At 68.6% G+C, this 22,763-nt stretch carries 18 protein-coding genes; 14 read left to right on the top strand and 4 right to left on the bottom strand.

Annotated features, from left to right (window positions below; all coding sequences use genetic code 11):
• The first annotated feature begins 166 nt into the window (after positions 1–166).
• The 12 genes from FJ091_14035 to FJ091_13980 all read left to right on the top strand — a co-directional run bounded on the left by FJ091_14035 (position 167) and on the right by FJ091_13980 (position 15,257).
• Positions 167–2,806, top strand: a complete 2,640-nt coding sequence (locus FJ091_14035; protein ID MBM4384470.1) for a TonB-dependent receptor — start codon at positions 167–169, stop codon at positions 2,804–2,806.
• 223 nt (positions 2,807–3,029) lie between these two features.
• Positions 3,030–3,293 (top strand): hypothetical protein, encoded by a 264-nt coding sequence (locus FJ091_14030; GenBank protein MBM4384469.1) that lies wholly within the window; start codon positions 3,030–3,032, stop codon positions 3,291–3,293.
• Complete coding sequence (locus FJ091_14025) at positions 3,290–3,487, top strand: TonB-dependent receptor (protein ID MBM4384468.1); 198 nt, start codon at positions 3,290–3,292, stop codon at positions 3,485–3,487. The genes FJ091_14030 and FJ091_14025 overlap by 4 nt, the downstream gene beginning before the upstream one ends.
• A gap of 9 nt (positions 3,488–3,496) precedes the next feature.
• Positions 3,497–5,569, top strand: coding sequence for a TonB-dependent receptor (locus FJ091_14020; protein MBM4384467.1), 2,073 nt, complete (start codon positions 3,497–3,499; stop codon positions 5,567–5,569).
• Between the two features lie 251 nt (positions 5,570–5,820).
• Entirely contained in the window at positions 5,821–6,666 is an 846-nt protein-coding gene (locus FJ091_14015) for a hypothetical protein (protein ID MBM4384466.1), read from the top strand.
• Positions 6,667–6,842: 176 nt separating this feature from the next.
• Positions 6,843–8,147 (top strand): aminopeptidase P N-terminal domain-containing protein, encoded by a 1,305-nt coding sequence (locus FJ091_14010; protein ID MBM4384465.1) that lies wholly within the window; start codon positions 6,843–6,845, stop codon positions 8,145–8,147.
• Between the two features lie 39 nt (positions 8,148–8,186).
• Positions 8,187–10,136, top strand: a complete 1,950-nt coding sequence (gene acs, locus FJ091_14005; GenBank protein MBM4384464.1) for an acetate--CoA ligase — start codon at positions 8,187–8,189, stop codon at positions 10,134–10,136.
• Between the two features lie 211 nt (positions 10,137–10,347).
• Complete coding sequence (locus FJ091_14000; GenBank protein MBM4384463.1) at positions 10,348–10,914, top strand: sigma-70 family RNA polymerase sigma factor; 567 nt, start codon at positions 10,348–10,350, stop codon at positions 10,912–10,914.
• Between the two features lie 4 nt (positions 10,915–10,918).
• On the top strand, positions 10,919–12,766 hold the full coding sequence (locus tag FJ091_13995; GenBank protein ID MBM4384462.1) for a serine/threonine protein kinase: 1,848 nt from the start codon (positions 10,919–10,921) through the stop codon (positions 12,764–12,766).
• Positions 12,693–13,328, top strand: a complete 636-nt coding sequence (locus FJ091_13990) for a hypothetical protein (GenBank protein ID MBM4384461.1) — start codon at positions 12,693–12,695, stop codon at positions 13,326–13,328. The genes FJ091_13995 and FJ091_13990 overlap by 74 nt, the downstream gene beginning before the upstream one ends.
• A 155-nt stretch (positions 13,329–13,483) precedes the next feature.
• Positions 13,484–14,671, top strand: a complete 1,188-nt coding sequence (locus tag FJ091_13985) for an amidohydrolase family protein (protein MBM4384460.1) — start codon at positions 13,484–13,486, stop codon at positions 14,669–14,671.
• Between the two features lie 85 nt (positions 14,672–14,756).
• Entirely contained in the window at positions 14,757–15,257 is a 501-nt protein-coding gene (locus FJ091_13980; GenBank protein MBM4384459.1) for a YkgJ family cysteine cluster protein, read from the top strand.
• On the opposite strand, the gene FJ091_13975 is transcribed toward FJ091_13980, so the two are convergent.
• The 3 genes from FJ091_13975 to FJ091_13965 all read right to left on the bottom strand — a co-directional run bounded on the left by FJ091_13975 (position 15,231) and on the right by FJ091_13965 (position 19,771).
• Positions 15,231–16,517: a radical SAM protein gene (locus tag FJ091_13975; GenBank protein MBM4384458.1), complete on the bottom strand. Its 1,287-nt coding sequence runs from the start codon at positions 16,515–16,517 to the stop codon at positions 15,231–15,233. The genes FJ091_13980 and FJ091_13975 overlap by 27 nt on opposite strands.
• A 70-nt stretch (positions 16,518–16,587) precedes the next feature.
• Complete coding sequence (locus FJ091_13970; GenBank protein ID MBM4384457.1) at positions 16,588–18,483, bottom strand: PQQ-binding-like beta-propeller repeat protein; 1,896 nt, start codon at positions 18,481–18,483, stop codon at positions 16,588–16,590.
• Positions 18,484–18,496: 13 nt separating this feature from the next.
• A complete protein-coding gene (locus FJ091_13965) occupies positions 18,497–19,771 on the bottom strand; it encodes a beta-lactamase family protein (GenBank protein MBM4384456.1) in 1,275 nt (424 codons plus the stop codon).
• Between the two features lie 53 nt (positions 19,772–19,824).
• On the opposite strand from FJ091_13965, the gene FJ091_13960 reads away from it, so the two are divergent.
• Positions 19,825–20,139, top strand: coding sequence for a glutathione S-transferase N-terminal domain-containing protein (locus tag FJ091_13960; GenBank protein MBM4384455.1), 315 nt, complete (start codon positions 19,825–19,827; stop codon positions 20,137–20,139).
• Entirely contained in the window at positions 20,136–21,932 is a 1,797-nt protein-coding gene (locus tag FJ091_13955) for a tetratricopeptide repeat protein (protein MBM4384454.1), read from the top strand. Before FJ091_13960 ends, FJ091_13955 begins: the two co-directional genes overlap by 4 nt.
• On the opposite strand, the gene FJ091_13950 is transcribed toward FJ091_13955, so the two are convergent.
• Complete coding sequence (locus FJ091_13950) at positions 21,929–22,543, bottom strand: histidine phosphatase family protein (protein ID MBM4384453.1); 615 nt, start codon at positions 22,541–22,543, stop codon at positions 21,929–21,931. The two genes, FJ091_13955 and FJ091_13950, sit on opposite strands and share 4 nt — an antisense overlap.
• Positions 22,544–22,763 lie beyond the last annotated feature (220 nt).

The raw sequence follows: 22,763 nt of genomic DNA, 5'->3' as shown, positions 1-22,763 counted from the left end.
TCCGCCTCGCGCAGAATCTTCACCATCTGCTCTTCCGTAAACCGACTCTTCTTCATGGGGGCTTCCTTTCCGTCGGAAGCCATTCTCTCTCAAGAATCAGTCGGTCCGAGAATCGGCCAGCAGGTCACGAAGGCTGTGGCAGTATCGGATGGAACGGAGGTCACCGATGCGCCCGATCTCGAGGTTCGTGCTAGGCGGGGTTGCTTCGATCGCATTCGTTTCCGCTGCGTTCGCGCAGGAAGCTCAGCCTGCCGCGCCTGCACCTGCACCTGCACCTGCACCCGGGGCCGAAGAGCCTAGGGGGATCGAGGAGATCATCATCACCGCTGAGCGCCGCGAGCAGAACCTTCAGGACGTCGCGCAGTCGGTGACAGCGTTCACGCCAGCTGACCTCGAGGCGGCGAACATCGAAGACGCCTACGACCTCCAGCTGAAAGTCCCGGGCTTCATCGCGACGGGCGGCCTGCCGGCGATCACACTGCGCGCCCTCGGCCAGGATTCGGACGTACTCGGGCCGGGCATCGATCCGGGCTTCCAGCTCCACATCAACGACATCTACGTGGCGCAACTCGCGGTGGCGCTGCTCGGCTTCGTCGACCTCGAAGGCATCGAAGTCCTCGCTGGGCCGCAGGGCACCGGCTTCGGCCGCAACTCGACGGGCGGCTCGATGAACATGCGCACCGCGCGCCCGGTGCTCGAGGAATACCAAACCAGCGCCACCTTCGGATTTGCGCAGTGGAGCAACTACAAGATCGAAACGATGATGAATGCGCCGCTCGTCGCGGACAAGCTCGGTCTCCGCATCGCTTACCGCCGAGAGATCCCCTCTGACTATTTCGACGTGACCGGCAAGAACGGCCACAAGCAGCACCTCAGCAACAACGCGCTCTCCGGCGGCCACTTCTTGCGGACGTCACTGCGCTGGGCGCCCAGCGAGACGCTGACGACAGACCTGATCTTCGCCTGGTCGTTCGATGACGATGGCGGCGGCCAACCTCGCCCGCTCGGTCCGTATCCCGCGTTCCAGCCCGGCCAGAGCACGATCTTCGCGACAGGCGTCAACCCTACGGGGGCGACTCCGAACTCCTCGGATGCCAGCGAAGTTCGAGCAAACCGCGAGCAGTTCCAGGAGTACAAGACTTATTGGGGTCAGGCGATCGTCGAATGGGAAGTCGCGAACCATCTCGTGAAGCTGAACGGCAACTATCAGTACTGGGATTTCTCGATTGACCGCGACCAGGACTTCACCGACAACGATTCGGGAAGGTTGATCCTGCTCGACAAGCACAAGACCTGGAGCGGCGAGGCGACGATTCGCTCCGAGTACGACAACAGCCCGTTCGATTGGCTGTTCGGTGCGAATTACCAGCTCGACAACGCCCCGAATACGCACGTGCCGTTCTGGAACTACGAGGCGGAGCGCGAGCTTCAGAACTTCGCAGTGTTTGACGCCTTCGGCGGGCTCAGCGCCTTCAGTCCCGCCGCACAGCTCGTCTGCGACGGCCCGTGCCTCTTCAAGCAGGGTGACCGCGACCGTCCCTACATCCTCGCCGAGAGCGACGTCGAAACGCGCAGCACCGGAGTCTTCCTACAGGGCGGCTTGAACCTCTTCGACGACAAGTTCCGCATCGACACTGGCGTTCGCTGGAGCCAGACCTACCGCAACATGAAGGACACCGGTTACTTCGACATCCTGGCTGAGCCGTTCGACATCCTCGATCCCGCGACGTTCGGCTTCCTCACCCTCAATGCTCCGACGTGTGCATTCCTCGGATTCCAGCCGGCCTCGGGGTGTGGGCTGCTGCAAAACCAAGTTCCAGGCACGCGGCTCCACGCGGGTAACGTCGCCTTCCTGATTCCGCTCCGGGGCGACCTCGATCAAGCGACGGGAAACACGGTGCCCGTCGTCAAGGAGAACACCTGGCGCTCTTGGACGGGCCGCTTGCGCTTCGAGCTCCGGCCGAGCGACGGGCAGCTCTTCTACGCGGGCTACAGCCGCGGCGAGCGGCACGGCGGGTACGACTTCTTCGACACGGACGGCTTCGAGTCCGAAACGATCAACGCTTACGAAGTCGGTGCAAAGAACACACTTCTCGACGGGCGCTTGTTCCTCAACTCGACGTTCTACTACTACGACTTCAAGAACCGCTTCATCACGACCGTCGTGAACAACGTTGGAACAACCGTCAACGCGCCCGAGTCCCAGATCTACGGCATCGAGCTGCAGTGGACGTGGGTGCCGATCGACAACCTTCAGATCTCCGGAAACGCCGGCTGGCTGCACGCCGAGATCGCCAAGGACTTTTTCTCCCAAGACACCAGTCCCACTCCGTCGAATCCGACCAATTTCTGCCCCTTCAAGCCGGTCGGTGACCGACACGGATCCGGCCCGACCTGCGACGGGGCTCCTCTGCAGAACCTGAAGGGCAACGTGCTTCCGCGAGCGCCCGAATTCTCGATCTCGGCCTCCGTCGCGTATGCGTTCGAGATGGCTTCGGGCACGCTTACGCCGCGCCTCGATTTCGCCTATCGCGACTCGATCTTCTTCAATCAGTATGAGGATTCGGATTCGGCGCAGAGGGCTTACACGAGGACGGATCTTCGCGTTCGCTACGACCTGAGCTCGAAGCCGGTGTGGTTCGAGTTCTACCTGCAGAACCTCGAAGACAATCAGACCGTGAAGACCCAGCACGAAGGAACCGGCAACTGGGTCGACGTGTATTGGCTGGCGGCTCCGCGAACGGTGGGCGCGCGCTTTGGATTCAAGTTCACCGGCGGGAGCGCCGGAGACCTCTGGCCCTTCTGACCTCGCACCGCTGAGCCACCGCGTTCGCAGGGGCGCAGCGGCTCGCGCGTGGCTCCGAGACGCCAGGAATCTCTCGCCGCGCGTCCCCGCGCCGTGGCACGATCGGGTGCCACGGACGTTCTCGATGCGCCCGCATCTCATGCTTGCTCCTGCCGCGATCTCGTTCGTTCTTTCGATTGCTGCCGCTGCCCAAGAGTCGCCACCGGCGACCGCGCAAACGGAAGTGCGACCCGAGCTGAGAGGCATCGAAGAGATCATCGTCACCGCCGAACGGCGAGAGCAGAACCTCCAGGACGTCGCGCAGACGATCTCGGCGTTCTCCCTCGACGCGCTCACCGAAGGCAACATCCAGGACGCGTACGACCTCCAGCTGAAGGTGCCCGGTCTCGTCGCGACGGGCGGCTTGCCCGCGATCACGCTGCGCGGCCTCGGGCAAGACACGACGTGCTGGGGCCCGGCATCGATCCTGGCTTTCAGCTGCACGTGAACGACATCTACGTCGAGCAGATCGCGGTCGCGCTGCTCGGCTTCCACGACTTCGAGCGCGTCGAGGTGCTGCCCGGTCCGCAGGGCACGCTCTATGGCCGCAACTCCACCGGCGGCTCGATGAACTTCCACACGCGCCGTCCGAAGCTCGACACCTGGGAGATGAGCGGCGACCTCGACATCGGCTGGTGGTAGAACCTGCGCATGCGCGGCGTCGTGAACATCCCGCTCCTTGAGGAGAAGCTCTCCGCGCGCATCGCGTTCATGCGCGAGTTTCCGTCGAACGTGTATGAGCTCGAGGGCCAGAACGGACTGCGCAAGGAGCTCACCAACAACGCGCTCTCGGGCGGCGTAAGCCTGCGCGCATCGGTGCGCTACGTGCCCACCGAGTCGGTGACGTTCGACCTGATCGGCGCGTGGACGAAGGACAACGATGACGGCGGCACATCCCGCCCGCTGCAGCAGTACCCGACCCTCCCAGCCGGCCAGTCTGTGCTGTTCGGGAGCGTCGACTACAGCGGCGCGACTCCGCTGCCGAGCGACCCGCGCAAGCACCGCGCGAATCGCGACCACAAGCAGTTCCACGAGACTTATTGGGGACAGGCGATCCTGGCGGTCGAGATCCCGCACCACGAGCTGAAGCTCAACGCCAACTACCAGTATTGGGACTACGCGGTCGACTTCGACGAGGACTTCTCCGACGTCGACGCGATCCGCCTCGTGCTGCTCGACAAGCACAAGACGTGGACCGGCGAAGCCACGCTGCGCTCGCGGTACGAGAGCGACGGCTGGCTCGGGCGCCTGACTTGGCTCGTCGGTGCGAACTATCAGACCGACGAAGCGCCGAACACCGACGTGCCGATCTGGTTCTATCAGCAGAACGCGGCGGCGGCGAACTACCAGATCTTCGACGCGTTCGACGTGCTGACGCCGCTCAGCCCCGCCTCGCCGAACATGATCCGGCGCTGCTGCGGCCCCTGCATCTTTCAGGCGTTCGACGACAGCGTGCCCGGCATTCGCCTGCGCTCCGACGTCGACACCGAGACGCTCGGCGTGTTCGCCGACGCGAGCTTCGACTTGCTGGACGAGTTCACGCTCAGCGCGGGCGTGCGTTACAGCCGCACCGATCGCGAGATGCTCGACGTGACCGAGTGGGACGTGCTGCTCGAGCCCTTCGACTTCACGGACAACGGAACGCCGTGCAACTCCATCGTGCCGGGCCTCACCGCTCCGCAGTGCTTCAACCTGCTTCGCACCGTTCTGCTCACACCTCTCGCAACCGCGTTCGGAGGAGTGCCCGTCACCGTGGCGAACACCGCGTTCCGGCCTCCCCTGCGCGGCGATCTCAATCAGTTCACCGCGAACACGACGCCGGTCGTGAAGGACGAACGCTGGGAGTCGGTCACCGGCCGCGTGCGCCTCGAGTTCCGCCCGGCCGAAGGGCAGCTCTTCTACGCCAACGTCAGCACCGGCGAGCGGCACGGCGGCTTCAACTTTCTCGTGGTCGAGCCGTTCGATTCGGAAGAGATCATCGCCTACGAGATCGGCGCGAAGAACTCGCTCTTCGACGATCGCCTCTTCCTCAACACCTCCGTCATCTACTACGACTTCGACAAGCGCTTCGCGAACGAGACGCAGAACAACGTCACGGTGACGACGAACGTGCCGAAGTCCGAGGTGATGGGCGTCGAGATTCAGCTCGTCGCGCTTCCAGTCGAGCGTTTGCAGCTCTCCGCGAACTTCGGCTGGCTACACACCGGGATCACGTCGGACTTCATCTCGCAGGACAACTCACCCACGGTCAGCAACCCGACCTCGTTCTGCGCCTTCAAGCCGGTCGGCGATCGCCACGGCGTCGGCCCCACCTGCGACGGCGTGTTGCCGGCGAACCTGCGCGGCCAGAGCCTCCCGCGCGCACCGAAGTGGACGGTCAGCGCGTCGGCGGAGTATGCGATCGAGTTCGCGGCCGGCACGCTGGCGCCACGCGTCGACTTCGCCTGGCGCGACGAGGTCTTCTACCGCCTCTACGAGAGCCCGCTCGATCGTCAGGGCGCCTACACGCGCACCGACGAGCGCCTGCGCTGGGACGTGACGGAGACGCCGGTGTGGTTCGAGGTCTACGCGCAGAACCTCGAGAACAACGAGAAGGTGCGCACGCAGGTCGCGGCGCCCGGCGGGCGCTCGAGGAACTACTGGCTCGCAACGCCGCTCACCTTCGGCTTCCGCCTCGGCTGGAAATTCGAGGGCGGAACCTTCGAGGAGATGAGCCCGTTCTGAGGAAGCGCTGGAGAGCGATCGCCGCTCTCGTATCCCTCGCGGCCTGCGCGCAGCCAGCCCCAGTAACAACTCCCGCATCCGCCGCGAGCAGTGCAGCCTGCTCCTGGTTCGGCGACGCGCGCGCGGGCGTCCTCTACTTCGGCATCTCGCCCTTCTGGCGCGCGCTGCGCGAAGCGGGCGGCGACCCGCGCGCCGAGCTTCGCTTCGCAGGCGCGCGCGAAGTCGGGCGCTTCGATCTCGCGCGCGAACGCATGCTCGCGCCGCTCGCGATCACGGCTGCGCCCGCGCGCTCCGGCGTGTGGGACGTGCTCGCGCACCCGAACGGCTGGCTCTACTTCACCACGTTCTGGGAGCGCGCGGGCCGCGTCGATCCCGCGAACGGGCGCGTCGAGTGGTTCGATGCCGCCGGCGAAGCGCTGAACGAGCTCGCGCTGCTGCCCGACGGCCGCGTGCTCGCGAGTCGTTACGGACGCAGCGGCGCGAGCGGCTCCGTCGTGGTGCTGAGCGAACGCGGCGAAGTGCTGATCGAGCACGCGCTGCGCGCGAGCGACGACGTCGTCGTCGCGGCCAAGAGCGTCGCCTACGACGCCGCGAGGGGCGCGATCTGGTTGAACACGGACTTGTTACCGGCGAGCGGCGGCACGCCCGCGCACGACGCGCGCGTGATCTCGCTCCGCGACGGCCGCGAGCTCGCACGCTGGAGCGACCCCGAGCTGCAATTCATGACGTTCGCGCCCGACGGCGCCGGCTTCCTCGTCGAGCGCAGCGCCGACCTGCTCGTGCTGCGCGTCCTGCCACCCGACGCAGCCGGCCCACTTCAACTCGGCGGCCGCTTCATCCCGCTAGACGACGCGTTCCCCGCAGCCCTCGACTTCGCCCAAGACGTGAAGCTCACCCCCCAAGGCCACGCAGTCGTCACGCGCTGGAGCGGCACCGTCCACATCGCGACGCCCGCAGGCGCAGTGCGCCGCCTCGATCTCCCGAGGCGCGAAGCCGCCCTCTACTACACCGCCGTCGCCAGCAACGACGCCATCTGCGCAACTCGCTGTGACGGAATCGAGGTGGTGTGCGAGCGGGCTCCGCGCCTGCCGCGCTGAGAACCCGCCAGAAGAACCTCGAAGTCGAACGCTCCTCCCAACCAGGTCGGCCGAGAATGCAAGCGAAGCGCGCAGCAGCGGGCGAGTCTTCGAGCCCGATGCGAAGTAAACAAGGAAGAGGCGTTCGCACTCGGTGAAGCGTTGAGGCTACGCGAGGGCACACCTACCGTGCCGCGATGAGCCAAAACGAACGCCGCAGACGATTCCTCGAAGCGATGGGCCAGGGCGCGGTCGCGATCATCCAGGGGGCGCGGCTCGTCACGCGCTCGAACGACACCGAGTTCCCGTTCCGCCAGGACAGCGACTTCCTCTACCTGACGGGCTTCACGCATCCGCACGCCGTCGCGGTGCTGCGCACGGACGGCGGCCCCGAGTACACGCTGTTCGTCGAACCGCGCGACCGCGAGCGCGAGATCTGGAACGGCTACCGGCCGGGCGTCGAGGGCGCGAAGTCCGACTTCGGCGCGAGCGAGGCGTTCCCGATCGAGCAGCTCGACGCCGAGCTGCCGCGCATGCTCGAGCACGCCGAGCGCGTCTACCACATGCTCGGCCGCGACCCGCGCCTCGACGCGAAGATCGCGGAGATCTTCGAGTCGCTGCGCAAGCGCTCGCGCCAGGGCTTGATTCCCGCGTCGCAGGTGATCGATCCGCGCTCGGTGCTGCACGAGATGCGACTGATCAAGGAGCCGGGCGAGGTCGAGATCCTGCGCCGCGCGTCCGCGATCACGGCGGAGGGGCACCGCGAGGCCGCGCGCATCGCGCACGAGGGGCGCTTCGAGTTCGAGATCCAGGCCGCGCTCGAGTTCGCGTTCAAGCGCCGCGGCTCGGCGGGCCCCGCGTACGGCAGCATCTGCGGCGGCGGCAGGAACGCGACCTGCCTGCACTACGTCGCGAACGACCAGAAGCTCGCGAATGGCGAGCTGCTGCTGATCGACGCCGCCTGCGAGTTATCAGGGTACGCGTCGGACGTGACGCGCACGTACCCGATCGGCGGTCAGTTCAGCGGCGCGCAGCGCGCGGTCTACGAGGTCGTGCTCGCCGCGCAGCTCGCTTCGCTCGAAGCCGCGAAGCCGGGAGCCACGCTGCCCGACGTGCACAACGCGAGCGTACGGAAGCTGACGGAGGGCATGGTGTCGCTCGGCCTCTTGTCAGGGGACGTCGACGACCTGATCAAGAGCGAGGCCTTCCGCAGGTACTACATGCACGGCACCTCGCACTGGCTCGGCCTCGACGTGCACGACGTCGGCGCGTACACGGTCGGCGGCAAGCCGCGCCCGCTCGCGCCCGGCATGTGCTTCACCGTCGAGCCCGGCCTCTACGTCGCGGCCGACGACGACAAGGCGCCGCGCGAATTCCTCGGCATCGGCGTGCGCATCGAAGACGACATCGTGATCACCGCCGACGGACACGAGAACCTGACTGCGCAGCTCGTGCCGAAGCATCCCGCCGACGTCGAAGCCTGGGTGCGCGACGCGGCCTAACCACGCGCGGCTCGTCAGCAGCGCTCGACCGGAGAACCCGTGGCCGACATCGAATCCCTGCTCAAAGAGAAGCGCGTCTTCAAGCCCAAGCCCGAGTTCGTGAAGCAAGCGAACTGGAAGCCGGCGCAGGTCGCGAAGTACCGGAAGCTCGGACAGAACCCCGAGAAGTTCTGGGCGCAGATGGCGAAGCAGAACGTCGCCTGGTTCCGCCCGTGGAAGCGAGTGCTCGACTGGAAGCCGCCGTTCGCGAAGTGGTTCGTCGGCGCGCAGACCAACGTCTCGTACAACTGCCTCGACCGTCACCTCGAAGGCGAAAACGCCTGGCGCCGTAACAAGGCCGCGATCCTCTGGGAGGGCGAGCCCGGCGACACGCGCACGATCACGTACGGCGAGCTGCACCGCGAAGTATGCAAGTTCGCGAACGTGCTGAAGTCGCTCGGCGTGGCGCGCGGCGACCGCGTCGCGCTCTACATGCCGCTCGTTCCCGAGCTCGCGATCGCGATGCTGGCGTGCACGCGGATCGGCGCGCCGCACTCGATCGTGTTCGGTGGCTTCAGCGCCGAGGCGCTGCGCGACCGCATCAACGACGCCGGCGCGAAGGTAGTTGTTACGGCCGACGGCGGCTTCCGCCGCGGCGCGCCCTTCGCGCTGAAGCCGGCCGTGGACGCCGCCTGCGCCGGCACGGACGTCGAGCATGTCGTCGTCGTGCGCCGCACCGGCGGCGAGTGCGCGATGCACCCGGGCCGCGATCAGTGGTGGCACGAGCTGATGAAGGGCGCGTCCGCCGAGTGCAAGCCGGAGAAGCTCGACGCCGAGCACCCGCTCTTCATCCTCTACACGAGCGGCACGACGGGGAAGCCCAAGGGCATCCTGCACACGACCGGCGGCTATCTCACGCACGTCACCACGACGGCCAAGGCGATCTTCGATCTCAAGGACAGCGACGTGTACTGGTGCACCGCCGACATCGGCTGGATCACCGGACACAGCTACGTCGTCTACGGCCCGCTCTCGAACGGCGCGACCGTGCTCATGTACGAAGGCGTGCCGACGCACCCCGCAGCGGATCGCTGGTGGGACATCATCGAGCGCTGGCGCGTCACCATCCTCTACACCGCGCCGACCGCGATCCGCACCTTCATCCGCCTCGGCGACGAGCACCCGAACAAGCACGATCTCTCGTCGCTTCGCTTGTTAGGGAGCGTGGGCGAGCCGATCAACCCCGAGGCGTGGATCTGGTACCACGAAGTGATCGGCAAGAAGCGCTGCCCGATCGTCGACACGTGGTGGCAGACGGAGACGGGCGGAATCATGATCACGCCGCTGCCCGCTGCGGTGCCGACGAAGCCCGGCTCCGGCACGCTGCCGTTCCCCGGCGTGCACGCGGCGATCCTCGACGAAGCGGGCAGCGAGGTGAAGCCGCCGAACGGCGGCTTCCTCGCGGTGACGAAGCCGTGGCCCGGCATGCTGCGCGGCATCTGGGGCGACAACGAGCGCTACCAACAGACTTATTGGGGCAAGTGGAAGAACACGTACTTCCCCGGCGACGGCTCGCACCGCGACAAAGACGGCTACTTCTGGATCATGGGCCGCATCGACGACGTGATGAACATCTCGGGCCATCGCGTCGGCACGATGGAAGTGGAGAGCGCGATCGTCGCGCACCCCGACGTCGCGGAAGCCGCCGTGGTCGGCCGCCCCGACGAGATCACCGGCACCGCGATCGTCGCGTTCGTCACGCCGCGCGGCGGCGTGCCCTTCGGACCCGCGCTCGCGGAGTCGGTGCGCGAGATGGTCACGAAGCAGATCGGCGCGCTCGCGAAGCCGAAGGACATCCGCTTCACCGAGGCGCTCCCGAAGACGCGCAGCGGGAAGATCATGCGGCGGTTGTTACGGGACATCGCCGCCGGCAAGGAGACCGTGGGCGACACGACGACGCTCGAGGACCTGAACGTGATCGCGAAGCTGAGGGCGACGGACGAGGAGTAGGCCCGCGCGAGTAGCGCCCGCGTTGCTCGCGCGCTGCACGCCCGTTGCAGGGCGCGCGCGGGGGAGCCGATCGCGGCGTTGCGGCCACAAACCACCTCGGGGATCCCGCTGGTCGCCGCGGCAGGCGCGACCGACAACAGAAGGAACGCGATGCGCCGCCGAATCCCGCTCGCTCCGCCGATGACCCCGGCCCGCGCGGGTTGAGCACCTGATGGCGTCTCCCCCGCGCGACCCCGACGCGCTTTGGCTCGCGTTCCAAGCGGGCGACCGCCTCGCGCAGGACGCCCTTCTAGGCGCTTACTACGAAGAGCTGCGGACGATCGCGCGGCGCCTCCTGAGCGGTGACAGCGCGGCGCAGATTCTCCAGCCCACGGAGCTCGCCAACGAGGCCGTGCTGCGAATGCTCAAGATCGAGCACATCGTCTGGAAGGACCGCGTGCACTTCCTCGCAGTAGCGGCGACGGTGATGCGGCAGGCGCTGCTCGACGAAGTGCGCAAGGCCCGCGCGCTGAAGCGCAAGGCGCCGACGCTCGTCACGCGATGGCCCGACTCTGCGCGCGAGGCGATCGACATCGAAGCACTCGACGAAGCGCTCGCCGCGCTTCGCGAGATCTCGCGTGAACGTGCGGAGCTCGTCGAGATGCGCTTCTTCGCGGGGCTGACGATGGAAGAAATCGCGAGCGTGCGTGGAGTTTCGGATCGCACGGTGAAGCGGCAGTGGCGCGCGGCGCGCGCGTGGCTGCTCGCGCGGCTCGGCGGCGACGCCGAGGAGGTGTGAGCGCGTGGCGCGCACGCCCGAGCTCGGCGATCTCGCGCGCGACGAGCGTGCGCTCGCACTGTTCGAGGAGCTGAGCGAGCTGCCCGAGCCGGCGCGCAGCGCGCGACTCGCGGCGCAGTGCGGAGACGACGTCGCGCTACGGCGCGCGGTGGAACGCATGCTCGCTGCCGACCGCGATGCCTCGCGCGTGATCGCGAGCGAGCCGCCCGCGAACTGGAGCCGCCCCGAGCGCATCGGACCCTATCGCCTCGCCGAGCTGATCGGCGTCGGCGGCATGGGCGCCGTCTACCGCGGCGAGCGCGACGACGGCCTCTTCGAGCAGACCGTCGCGATCAAGCTCATTCGCCCTGGCGTCTTGTCCGCGAGCGCGCTCGCGCAGTTCTCCTCCGAGCGAAGAATCCTCGCGAGCCTGCAGCACCCGCACGTCGCACGGCTGTTCGACGGCGGTGTCGACCCAAGCGGCGCCTCGTACATCGTGATGGAGCACATTGCCGGCGTGTCGTTGGCGGATTGGGCCGCCGAGGAGCCGCGCTTGCGCGAGCGCCTCGCGCTGTTCGCCGCGGTGTGCGGCGCGGTGCAGTTCGCGCACCAGCAGCTCGTCGTCCACGCGGACCTGAAGCCGAGCAACGTGCTGGTGACGCGCGACGGCGCGCCGAAGCTGCTCGATTTCGGCATCGCGCGCCTGATCGGCGGGGATGACGCGCACGCGCAGCTCCCGCGCGCGCTGACGCCTCGCTATGCGGCGCCCGAGCTGGCAGCCGGCGAGGCGCCGCGCGTGGCCTGCGACGTGTACAGCTTGGGCGTGATGCTCGCAGAGCTGTTAGGCGTGGAGCGCGCCGATCTCGAGCTGCCGCGCGACATCGCGCCCCGCATCCTGCGCGACGATCTGGCCGCGATCGTCGCGCGCGCATGCGCAGTCGACCCCGCCTCGCGCTACGGAAGCGTGGGGGCGCTGCGCGAAGATGTCGAGCGGGCGCTCGGCGATCGGCTGGTGCGCGCGCGCGTGCCGACTCTCGCGATTCGGCTCCGCAAGCTCGCGCGCCGCCGGCCGTGGCAGCTCGCCGCGGCGGTCGCGCTGGTCGTGGCGAGCACCGTCAGCACGACGTTCTTCTTGCGCGCCGAGCGTGCGCGGCGCGAGGCCGACATGCGCTTCGACGAGGTGCGCGAGCTCGCGGGCTACCAGATCTTCGTGCTCTACGACGGGCTACAGAACTTGCCCGGAGCGCTCGCGCTCCGGCGCGAAGTCGTCGACCGCGCGCAGCGTTATCTCGAACGGCTCGCCTCATCGCCGAGCGCACCGCTCGAAGTGCGGCTCGAAGCGACCGCCGGCTTCGGCCGGCTCGCCGGCCTGCAGGGTGTCCCACTCACGCCGAACCTCGGGCAACCGCAAGAGGCGCACGCGAGCCTGCGGCGCGCGCGCGCTGCTCGCCTCCGTTCTCGAGGAGTCGCCGCGCCACGCCGAGGCCATGATCGAGCTGGCGCAGATTCGCGTCTACGAAGCACGGCTCGCGACGTGGACGGATCAGGAGCTCGCGGCCGCCGAAGCTGCGGTCGAGGCGGCGCGTACGCTGCTCGACGCGGCGCGTGGCGACGCGCCATCCGAGCGCTGGTGGTTGATCGATGCCGAGCAACGCATCGCCGCGCTCGAAGTGCGCGACTTCGCCCACACGCCGAGCGAAGTCTCCGCCGGCGCCCAACGACTTCTCGAACAGCTCGAGACCTGGCCGAGCGAGCTGCGCGCAAGCGAGGCGTACGCGAGCGCGAGTGCGCGCGCACTCATGAGGTTGGGAGATGGCGTTTATTACGGTGGCGATCCCGACGCCGCCCTCGCCCACTACCGCGCCGCAGATGAAGTGATCCGCGCCGCGAGCCCGCGCTTCCCGAGCTCTTCGCGGCTGCTGCGCTTGCGCATGCTGACCCAGTGGTCCGTGGCGACCACACTGCACGCGCTCGCTCGAATTCCCGAGGCGCTTCCGATTTTCGACGAGGCGGTCGCGGTGGCCGAACGGCTGCGCGTGTTCGAAGACCTCGATCACGTGACGCTGCGCAACCGCAGCGTCACACGCCAGGCGCGCGCGGAGGCGTGGCTCGATGCCGGCCGCGTGGCGGACGCGATCCCCGAGCTCGAGGCGATCGCGCGCCACTACCGCGCGGAAGCGCTGAGGCTTCCCGGCGATCCGGGCCGCCGGCGCGACCTCGCATCGTGCTCCGTCGTGCTCGGGCGCGCGCGCATTGCCGCGGGCGACGCCGAAGGCGGCTGCCGCGCTCTCTCGGAAGCGAGCGAGATCTACCGCACGCTGATCCGCGAAGGCGCGCTGATGCCGGGCGACGCCCTCGAAGCGATTCCGTCCCTGAACGCGCACGCGAAGCCCTGCGAAGCGGCCGGCGTGCGCCTCGCGCCGGTGGAGCGCTGAGCGGCGCGCGACTCTGATGCGTTGCGTCTGCGCAGCGGCGTTTCCGACCACGACGAGGGCGGGTAGCGGCGACCCCTCGCGAACGGCGCTATCCCGCGCTCGTCACGAGGCCGGCAGGCGCTGCCGCCGGACCGGAATCACGAGGAGCACTTGCGATGGCGACCCCGCAGCTCGGCTACGCCGCGTTCGACGCCGACAACCACTACTACGAGGCGCTCGATGCCTTCACGCGCCACGTCCCGAAGCAGATGCAGCCGCGCTGCGTGCAGTGGGCGACGATCGAGGGGCGCCAGCATCACGTCGTGGGCGGCAAGCTCGCGCGCGCAGTGCAGAATCCCACGTGGAATCCCATCGCGAAGCCGGGCGCGATGTACGAGTACTTCCGCGGCAACCCGAATCAGCGCAACCCGCTCGAGATGCTGCGCGCGCGCGAGCCGCTGCCCGCGTACTACATGGATCACGACGCGCGCGTGGCGAAGCTCGACGAGCAGGGCCTCGAGGCGATGTGGCTCTTCCCGACGCTCGGCGTCTTGTACGAGGAGCTGCTCAAGCACGACCTCGTTGCGGTGAAGACGCTGTTCACCGCGTTCAACCGCTGGCTCGATGAGGATTGGGGCGTCGCGTACAAGGGCCGCATCTTCGGCGCGCCGTACATCTCGCTCGTCGATCTGCCGTGGGCGTGCAGCGAGCTCGAGTGGGCGCTTGGGCGCGGTGCGCGCGTCGTGGTGATGCGCCCGTCGGCGGTGTTCACGAGCGACGGCCCGTTCACCGCGAGCGACCCGCGCTTCGACGCGTTCTGGGCGCGCGTGCAGGAGGCGGGCATCACGGTCGTCGTGCACGCGGGCGACTCCGGCTACACGACGAACGGCTACTCGCGCGACGGCTTCAGCGCCGAGTTCGCCGGCGGCTGGAAGCCCTCGGTGAAGAGCTTCAACATCGAGCGCGCCGCCTACGACTTCCTGATCACACTCGCGTACGAGAAGCTGTTCGAGCGCTTCCCCGGCGTGCGCATCGCGTCGGTGGAGAACGGCAGCGAGTTCCTGCCCGACCTGTTCCGCAAGCTGCGGCAGACGAAGGCGCGCATGCCGGGTTACTTCAAGCTCGACCCGATCGAGTCGTTCAAGCGCAACGTGTGGATCAACCCCTTCTGGGAGGACGACGTCAACGAGGTCGTCTCGCTGATGGGCGCCGACCGCGTTATCTTCGGCTCCGACTGGCCCCACATCGAAGGCATGCCCGAGCCGCTCGACTACGTGCAGGACGTAAAGCACTTCGACGCCGCCACCCAGCAGCGCATCCTGCGCGACAACACGCGCGAGCTGAACACGCTGCGGCCCGCCTAGCGCCACGAGGGCGCGCACTTGGGACGTACGTGCACCAAAGCCGCGCACCTGGGACGTACGTGCACATCGTCTCGCGTGAACCGAGATGACGCGCCCAGACGCGCTCGCTGAGCTGCTCCGCCTCCACGCCGAGGTCGACGCGCGCGCGGCGGCGCTGGCGGCGCGGCACGGCGCGCGGCTTCAGTGCAAGCTCGGCTGCAGCGCGTGCTGCGTCGACGGCATCACGGTGTTCGCGATCGAGGCGGAGCGCATTCGCGCACATCACGACTCGCTGCTCGCGAGCGCAGCGCCGCACGCGGCGGGCGCGTGCGCGTTTCTCGATGCCGCAGGCGCATGTCGCATCTACGCCGACCGCCCCTACGTGTGCCGCACGCAGGGGCTGCCACTGCGTTGGCTGGACGACGAGCGCGAGGCGGAGCTGCGCGACATCTGCGAGCTGAACGAAGCGGGCGAGCCGATCGAGACGCTGCCAGCGGACGCGTGCTGGACCCTTGGCGAGGTGGAGGCGCGGCTCGCCGAGCTTCAGGCGCGCTTCGGCGTAAAGGGAGAGCGCGTCCCGCTACGCGCGCTGTTCGAGCGGAGCTGATGCGACCCTCGCGCGCGGCCCGACGCGCGGGTTGAAGTAGCCGAACTTCAGGTGCGCGAAGCGGCGCGTGAGCTGGCCCTGCAGCCAGCGCATGCCGCGGCCGGGCTGCACCACGCCCTTCGGCAAGGACGCGCGATACAGCTCGGGGTCGATGTTGAGATTGCGCAGCTGAATCAGCTGGAGCCCCGTTCGAGTGATTAGGTCCGTGAGCGCTTCGAGCTCTGGCTCGGTGTCGGTGACGCCGGGGAAGCAGAGCAGGTTGATCGAGGCGTGCCCGCCGGCGCTGGTCACGATGCGAAGGCTCTCGATCACGTCGCGCACGTCGTAGCCGCGCGGCTGGTAGTAGGCGGCGTAAACCGCGGGCCGGGGCGAGTTCATGCTGGCGCGGATCGCGTCGAGGCCCGCGGCGACGAGCTCGCGCACCACGTCGGGCTTGCTCGCGTTGCTGTTCAGGTTGACGGTGCCGCGCGCGTGCTGCGCGCGGATGCGCGCCACGGCCTGCACGAGCGTCTTCCCGAACAAGAGCGGCTCGCCCTCGCAACCTTGACCGAAGCTCACGACGCCATTGGGAACGCGCGCGAAGTGCGAGAGCGCGACGTCGGCGATCTCCTTCGGCGTGGGCGGCAGCGCGAGGCGATCGTGGCTCGCGCGGAACTGCCCGTCGGGCTGCAGCGAGATGCAGCCCACGCACTGCGCGTTGCACGCGCTCGACGACGGCAGCGGCCCCTCGTGGCGCCCGAGGAAGAAGTTCTGTGCCGCGCGGCAGCCGTACTCGAGCGCGCACTTCTCGAGCTGGCGCGCGACGCGATTGCGCGGCAGCTCCTCGCGCTTGCGCGCGACGCCCGCCTCGACTCGCGCGCGCGAGAAGCGCCACGGGTCTTGGCGCTCGTCGGGATCGCAGCGGAACGCGCTCGTCCAGTAGCGGCCGTCCGCGATGCCCACCGGCGCGTAGGCGAACGTCGGCAGCGTCGGCGCAGCAGCGCGCGTGATCCACACCGCGTTGTGATTCGTGGTGTGCGCGGGCGCGAGAAACGCGGCGACCGCGCGCGCTTCGCCGCCGAGCCATTCGCCCACGACGACGGGCGCGCCGCGCCGCGGCATGCCCACGGGCGCGCGGCCGGGCAGCGCGAACAAGTCGCTGCCGCGCGGCAGCGGCAGCCAGTCGCGCACGCCGATGCGCTCGGGCCCCGCGCCGCGCTCGCCTGCCAGTAACAAGTCGGGGTGGTCGTAGATGCGCCCCGCGGCGTCGGCGACGAGCATGCGCACGGGCTCGCGCGGACGCTCCGCGCCCATGCGCACCGCTGCGCGCCGCCTCCTCGCCGTCACGCGCTCACTTCGCTTCGCGCACGCGGAACGCGAACAGGGTGCCGCCAGGCATGTGGTAGTAGAGGCCGTAGCCCGAGTTCACGAACAACATGCCGTCCGCGACGACCGGCCCCGGCCCGCCGATCGAGCCGCCGAGCGACGGCTCGCCCGACACGGTTGTTACGGGCTTCGTGGTGTCGTAGGTCCACAGCACCGCGCCGTTCTTCGCGTCGTACGCGCGCACGCGCCCGTCGAGGTGGCCCGCGAACACGACGCCCGGGATCGCGGTGACCGCCGCGGAGATGCCGGGATCGCAGAACTCCTTGCCGCCGCACACGTCCGGCGCGGGGGACTCCCAGAGCAGCGCGCCGCTCTTCGCGTCGATCGCGTAGAGGCCGGGGCGCGGCGGGGCGTCGTAGACCTTGCCGTCGCGCGCGTCGGCCTGATCGTTGATCGGCACGAACAGCACGCCGCTCTCGCGCGCCGTGCCCCAGTGCACGCCGCCCTGAATCCCGCCGCGGCCGACGCGCTGGCGCCATTCGACGCGGCCTTTGCCGTCGCGGCTCAGCGCGAGTGCCTCGCCCGTCTTGAGTCCGAGCAGGATGCGATTTCCGAACAGCGTCGTCCCCGCCGCGAGATCGAAGTCGGGGCCCTTCTCCACCGGGCACGAGTCATTAGGAATCATGCAGCCCACGTTCCACGCATCGCCCGTCTGCGCCTGCCACGTCCAGAGCAGCTTCCCCGTCGCGAGCGAGAGCGCGATCACCGCGTCGCTGCGGTCGTTCGCGGGCGAGGAGTAGTTCTCGCCCGTGCCGACGTAGAGCTCGCCGCGCTTCGGGTCGATCGTCGGCGCGTTCCACACCGGCGCGCCCGAAGGCGCGAGCTGTCGCGTGCCGAGCGGAGAGCGCGCCGTCTCTGTGGGGGTCTCGTCGATCACGTAACGCTTCCACACCGTCTCGCCGCTCGCGGCGTCGAGCGCGAGCACGGACCCGCGGAACGAGCAGCACTCGTAGTTGGGATCTGCCGCCGACGTGACTTCGAGCGACGACACCGGCACGTAGAGGCGCCCGTCATGATGAGTGGGCGTGCCGGTGATCGTCGTGTTCGGGTGATCGTCGGCGCGCACGGTCCAGCGCGGCGCCCCGGTGAACGGATCGACCGCGTGCACGCGGCCGAGGATGTCGCCGAAGAACGCGAGCGGGTCGTCGCCGCCGCGCACGACGATCGCGGTGCGCACTTCCGCCGAGACTTGGTGGCGCCAGCGCACGCAGCCGCTCGCGGGGTCTAGCGCGTACACCGTGCCGTCGTGGCTGCCGACGTAGATCGCGCCGAATGCGTGCGTCGGCTGCGAGCGCGCGCGCAGCGCGCCGGGGAAGCGCAGCGCCCAGGCGAGCTCGAGCTTCGGCACGTCCTCGGCGTCGAGGCGCGCCACGTCCTTCGGAATCGAGCGCGAGTTCTCGAGGTCGAAGCCCCAGCTCGCGATGCGCGGCTTCGCACTCGCGTCGAAGAGCGCTGCGTAGCCGCGACAGCTCGGCGCCTCGGCCGCGGGCTTCGCGTCCGCGAGCGCGTCGCCCGTGAGGTACTCCGCGAGCTGGATGCGCTCCGCGTCCGAGAGCGCGGCGGCTTGCTGCGACATCACGCCGGTCGTGAGCGAGGCGTGAATGCGATCCACCGGCATCATCGTGAGCCAGTTCTTCGCCGGCGCTTTCGGGACCTGCCCTTCGTGACAGCTCGCGCAGTACTGCTTGTACAGCGGCGCGCCCGGCAGCGTCTCGGGATCGACTCCACTTCCGGCGGACTCGAAGCTCGCGACCTTCTTTGCCGCTTCTTCCGCCTGCGCCGCCTTCTCCCGCGCAGCGTCGTCGTCCGCGGCGCCTAACAAGAAAGCGGCGCTCGCAGCGATCCAAAGTCGAGCTCTCATCGGCACGCGCTCCTCAATCTGCGATGGCTTGGTAGACCGCGGTCTCGAAGTCGCGGCTGATCGCGATCGGCGCGCTGCCGAACGCCATGCGCTGGATCATCATCACCGCCACGAGATCTTCCTTCGGGTCGACCCAGTACCACGTGCCGGCAGCGCCGCCCCAGCCGTTCTTGCCGGGCGACCCGAGCCCGCGATAGACCGCGACTTCCGTCTGCACCATCACGCCGAGACCGAAGCTGTTGCCGCTGAACACGCGGTAGCCGCGCAGGCCGAACGTCTCGAACTCGCTCGGCGTGAGGTGATCGCTCGCCATCAACTCGATCGTCTTGCGCGAGAGGATGCGCGCGCTGCCGAGCTTGCCGCCGCCCGCGAGCATCAGCGCAAAGCGCGCATAGTCGTCGACCGTGGAGACGAGCCCGCCGCCACCGCTCGGAAACACCGGCTTCGCGCGGTAGGTGCTCGTGGAGGGCGCGTCTTGGACCGTCGCCGCGCCGTTCACGACGGTGTAGTTCGTCGCGAAGCGCGCGAGTCGGTCGTCGCTCACGTTGAACGCCGTGTCCTTCATGCCGAGCGGCCGAAAGAGTCGCGTCTCCAGGAACTCCGCGAACGGGAGTCCCGACACCCGCTCGACGAGCAGCCCTAACACGTCGGTCGAGACCGAGTAGTTCCAGCGCGTGCCCGGCGCGTAGGCGAGCGGCAGCGTGCCGAGCCGCTTCGCCCATTCGGCCGCAGGAAGCATCGTGCTCGAGCCGAGGATGCCGGCCTCTTGGTAAGCGCTCGCGAGCGGGCCTCCCGTCGAGAACTGATAAACGAGCCCGGAGCAGTGCGTGAGCAGATCGCGCACCGTGATCTCGCGCGGAGAAGGTTCCGTCGCGTCGAGCGGGGCGTTCGGTTCGCGCAGCACGCGCGGCTGCGCGAGCTCGGGAATCCACTTCGACACGGGATCCGTGAGCCGCAGCTTGCCCTCTTCGTAGAGCATCAGCGTCGCGACGCTCGTGATCGGCTTCGTCATCGAATAGATGCGGAAGATCGTGTCGCGCGTCATCGCGTCGCCGTCGAAGGCGCGCTTGCCCTGCACCGTGACGTGCGCGATCTGCCCGCGCCGCGCGACGAGCGTGACCGCGCCGGGAATCTCCTTCGCGTCGATGTAGCTCTGCATCGCCGCGTCGATGCGCGCGAGGCGCGCGGGGTCGAGGCCGACGCGCTTCGGGTCTTCCTTCGCCGCGGCGGCGACCGCGACGAACACGAGCGCCGAGATGACGAGCCCGAATCGACTTCGCGCGGGCATGCAGCGGCCCTCCGATGAGCGGCGCACGTTAGAGCGGACCTAATGTGCCGTGCATGAGGCTCTACGACTTTCCTCTCGCGCCGAACCCGCGCCGCACGCGCATCTATCTCGCGGAGAAGGGCCTCTCGATTCCGCTCGTGCTGGTGAACCTGCGCGAAGGGGCGCAGCGCACGCCCGAGTTTCTCGCGAAGAATCCGCACGGCTCGCTGCCGGTGCTCGAGCTCGATGACGGGACGCTGCTCTCGGAGAGCGAGGCGATCATTGAGTACCTCGAGGAGCTAGCAAGCCACTGCGCGACACGCTGCGCGTACTTCGCGACGACCCGAACTGGGTCGCGGCGAACGGCAAGCGCGCGGGCGTGGTGGTGACGGGCATCGGCGGCCTCGGTAAGAGCAGCGTCGCCGGGCGCGCCATGACGCGGCTGAAGGAGGACGGCTGGGCGGTTGCCGCGGTGCAGGGGCGCATCTCCCTGAGCACGATCTGCCCGGCGGTGGGCGAGGCGCTGCGCGGTTCGCATCTCGACCCTCACGCAGTCGCAGCGCTCGCAAGTCGCCAGACAGCGGATGAAGTGCGCGAGCCGCTGCTCTTGGCGGTGCTGCGCCAAGGACGTCTCTGTCTCGTCCTCGACAACTTCGAGGACAACCTCACGCACGAAGGCGCATGGGCCAACGACTCAGCCCGTGACCTCGCGGAGAAGCTCTTCTGCAACACAGAAGTCGCGGCTCTCCTCATCACATCGCGCTACCCGGTACCCGGTGCAGCGAAGTGGCTCGAACCGATCCCGCTGCCGCCTCTCTCTCCGGCCGAGACGCGCAAGCTGATCCACCGCTTGCCGGCGATGAAGTCGCTCACCCAGAGCGAGTACGACGCGATTCAGCGCCGCATCGGTGGCCACCCGCGCATGCTCGAGTTCCTCGACGCCGTGATGCGCCAGGGCAAGGGCCGCTTCGGCCACGTGATGGAGCGCATCGCGAAGAAAGCGCGCGAAGCGGGCGTCGACCTCAGCGCGCCGGTCGCGGACCTCGACGATGGCGTGCGGCGCACGCTCGAAATCGGCGCGCGCGACGTGTTCCTCGACGAGCTGCTCGCGATCGCGCGTGCATCGGGCGACGAGGAGGCGCTGCTCCAGGCCGCTGTGTCAGCGCTTCCAATCGAAGTGCCGGACCTCGCCCGAGCGCTGCACGGCCGCGCGCCCTCGGCTGCGGAAGTGAGCGCGCTGCGCGCATCGGCGGCGCGGCTGCGAGATCTCTCGCTGCTCGAGCTGGTCGAAGACATTTGCTGGGTGCATCGCTGGACCGCGGAGGCGCTGAAGGCGCGAGTAAGCGAGGCTGCTCATCGGGAGCGGTGTGCGCGAGTGGGGGCACTGCGTGCGTGGCGTGTCGAGCATGTCTCCCACGCGCTCGAAGATGGGATCGAGGCGGCGCGGTCGTATCTCGAAGCGCGGGACTACGAGAATGCGGCGCAGTGGACTGACCAAGTACTGGCGGCACTCGCTCGCTTCAGGCAGCTGCCAACCGTGGTCGCCTTTGCGCGAGAAGTGCTCGCAACCTTCCCCCGGCAGGGGCGCGACTTTGCGGCGATTGCCGACGCAGAGGCGAACGCACTGATCGCGCTCGGTGAAACGAGCGCCGCGATGAAACGCGCGGAGGAAGTTCACGCCGCGCTCGTCGAGCAAGCGCGCGACGAGCCCGACCGCGCCGACTACCAGCGCGATCTCTCGGTCTCCTACAGCAAGATGGGCGATCTCTTCCGAGCCCTCGGCCAAGGCGAGAATGCGCGCAAGGCCTTCCAGCAGTCGCTGGAGATCGCCGAGAAGCTCGCGCGCGCCGAGCCCGACCGCGCCGACTACCAGCGCGATCTCTCGGTCTCGTACAACAAGATGGGCGATCTCTGCCTGAGCGAAGGTCGAGTCGAGGCCGCCCGCACGTTCTTCGAGAAGGATCTGGCGATTGCTGAACGTCTGGCCGCGGCCGAGCCGGACCGCGCTGACTATCAGGTGGATCTCGCGATCTCGTTCGGCGTGATCGCTCGGCTGAGCGATCCTCCTGACCGCGTCATCGCCAGGCGGGGCGCCGCGATCCTCAGTGATCTCGAACGGACGGGGCGGCTACAGCCGAGCGACTTGCAGCGCCTCGCCTGGATTCGCGAGCTCGCCCGCTAAGCCGCCTCCACCCCGAGCCCCACCGGGTCGCTGCTCCGCGCCCCTAACACCCACTCGCCGCTCGGCGTCTTCACCACCTCGACGATCTCGCCGAGCGCGGGCTTGCTGCGATCCATCGTCGCGCCCGTGAGCGCGCGCACGATCTCGCGGATCACGCCCTTGTGCAGCACGCACGCGGCGTTGCGCGCGCCGGTCGCGTTGACGTGCACGAGCGCTTCAGCGATGCGCGCGCGGAACGCTTCGCGCAGCTCGCCGTTCGGGTACTCGAAGGCGTCCTTGCCGCTCTGCCAGTCCTCGAAGCGCACGGGATCGCTCGCCTTGATCTCCTCGGCGGTCTTGCCCTCCCACGCGCCAAAGTGGATCTCGCGTAGGCCGCTCTCGATCTTGATCTGTGCGCGCCCGCCGCTCGCGAGCTGCGCGCCCTTCCACGAGCGCTGCAGGCTCGACGCGACCCACAGCTCGATCGCTTGGTGACGCAGCACACCGGCGACTTGGCGCATCTGCTCGCGGCCCTCGGCCGACAGGTCGACATCGGTGGCGCCGTAGTAACGGACGCTCGATTGGCCGTCGGTCTCGCCGTGGCGGATCAGGATGAGCTTGCGCAGGGACATGGGGAACCTCGCTGTGCGCCCGGCGGGCGAAAGAAGGCGCGCAAGATCGGTTAGGGGCCGTGGGGAGTCAACGCGCCGCGGCGGCAAAACGCAGCCACCCGGCAGCGCGAACCGCGACGGCGGTCGGTGGTGTCGGATGACGCGCCGCCTCGATGTCGATCGCGAGAGAAGCGAAGTGCGAACGGAGTCGCGGGCGAGCGCGGGGATCAGACTCGAAAAG

The organism is Deltaproteobacteria bacterium (assembly GCA_016875395.1).
In the GTDB taxonomy this organism is placed as follows: Bacteria; Myxococcota_A; UBA9160; order UBA9160; family UBA6930; genus VGRF01.
This window is presented reverse-complemented; position numbering and strand designations above follow the sequence as displayed.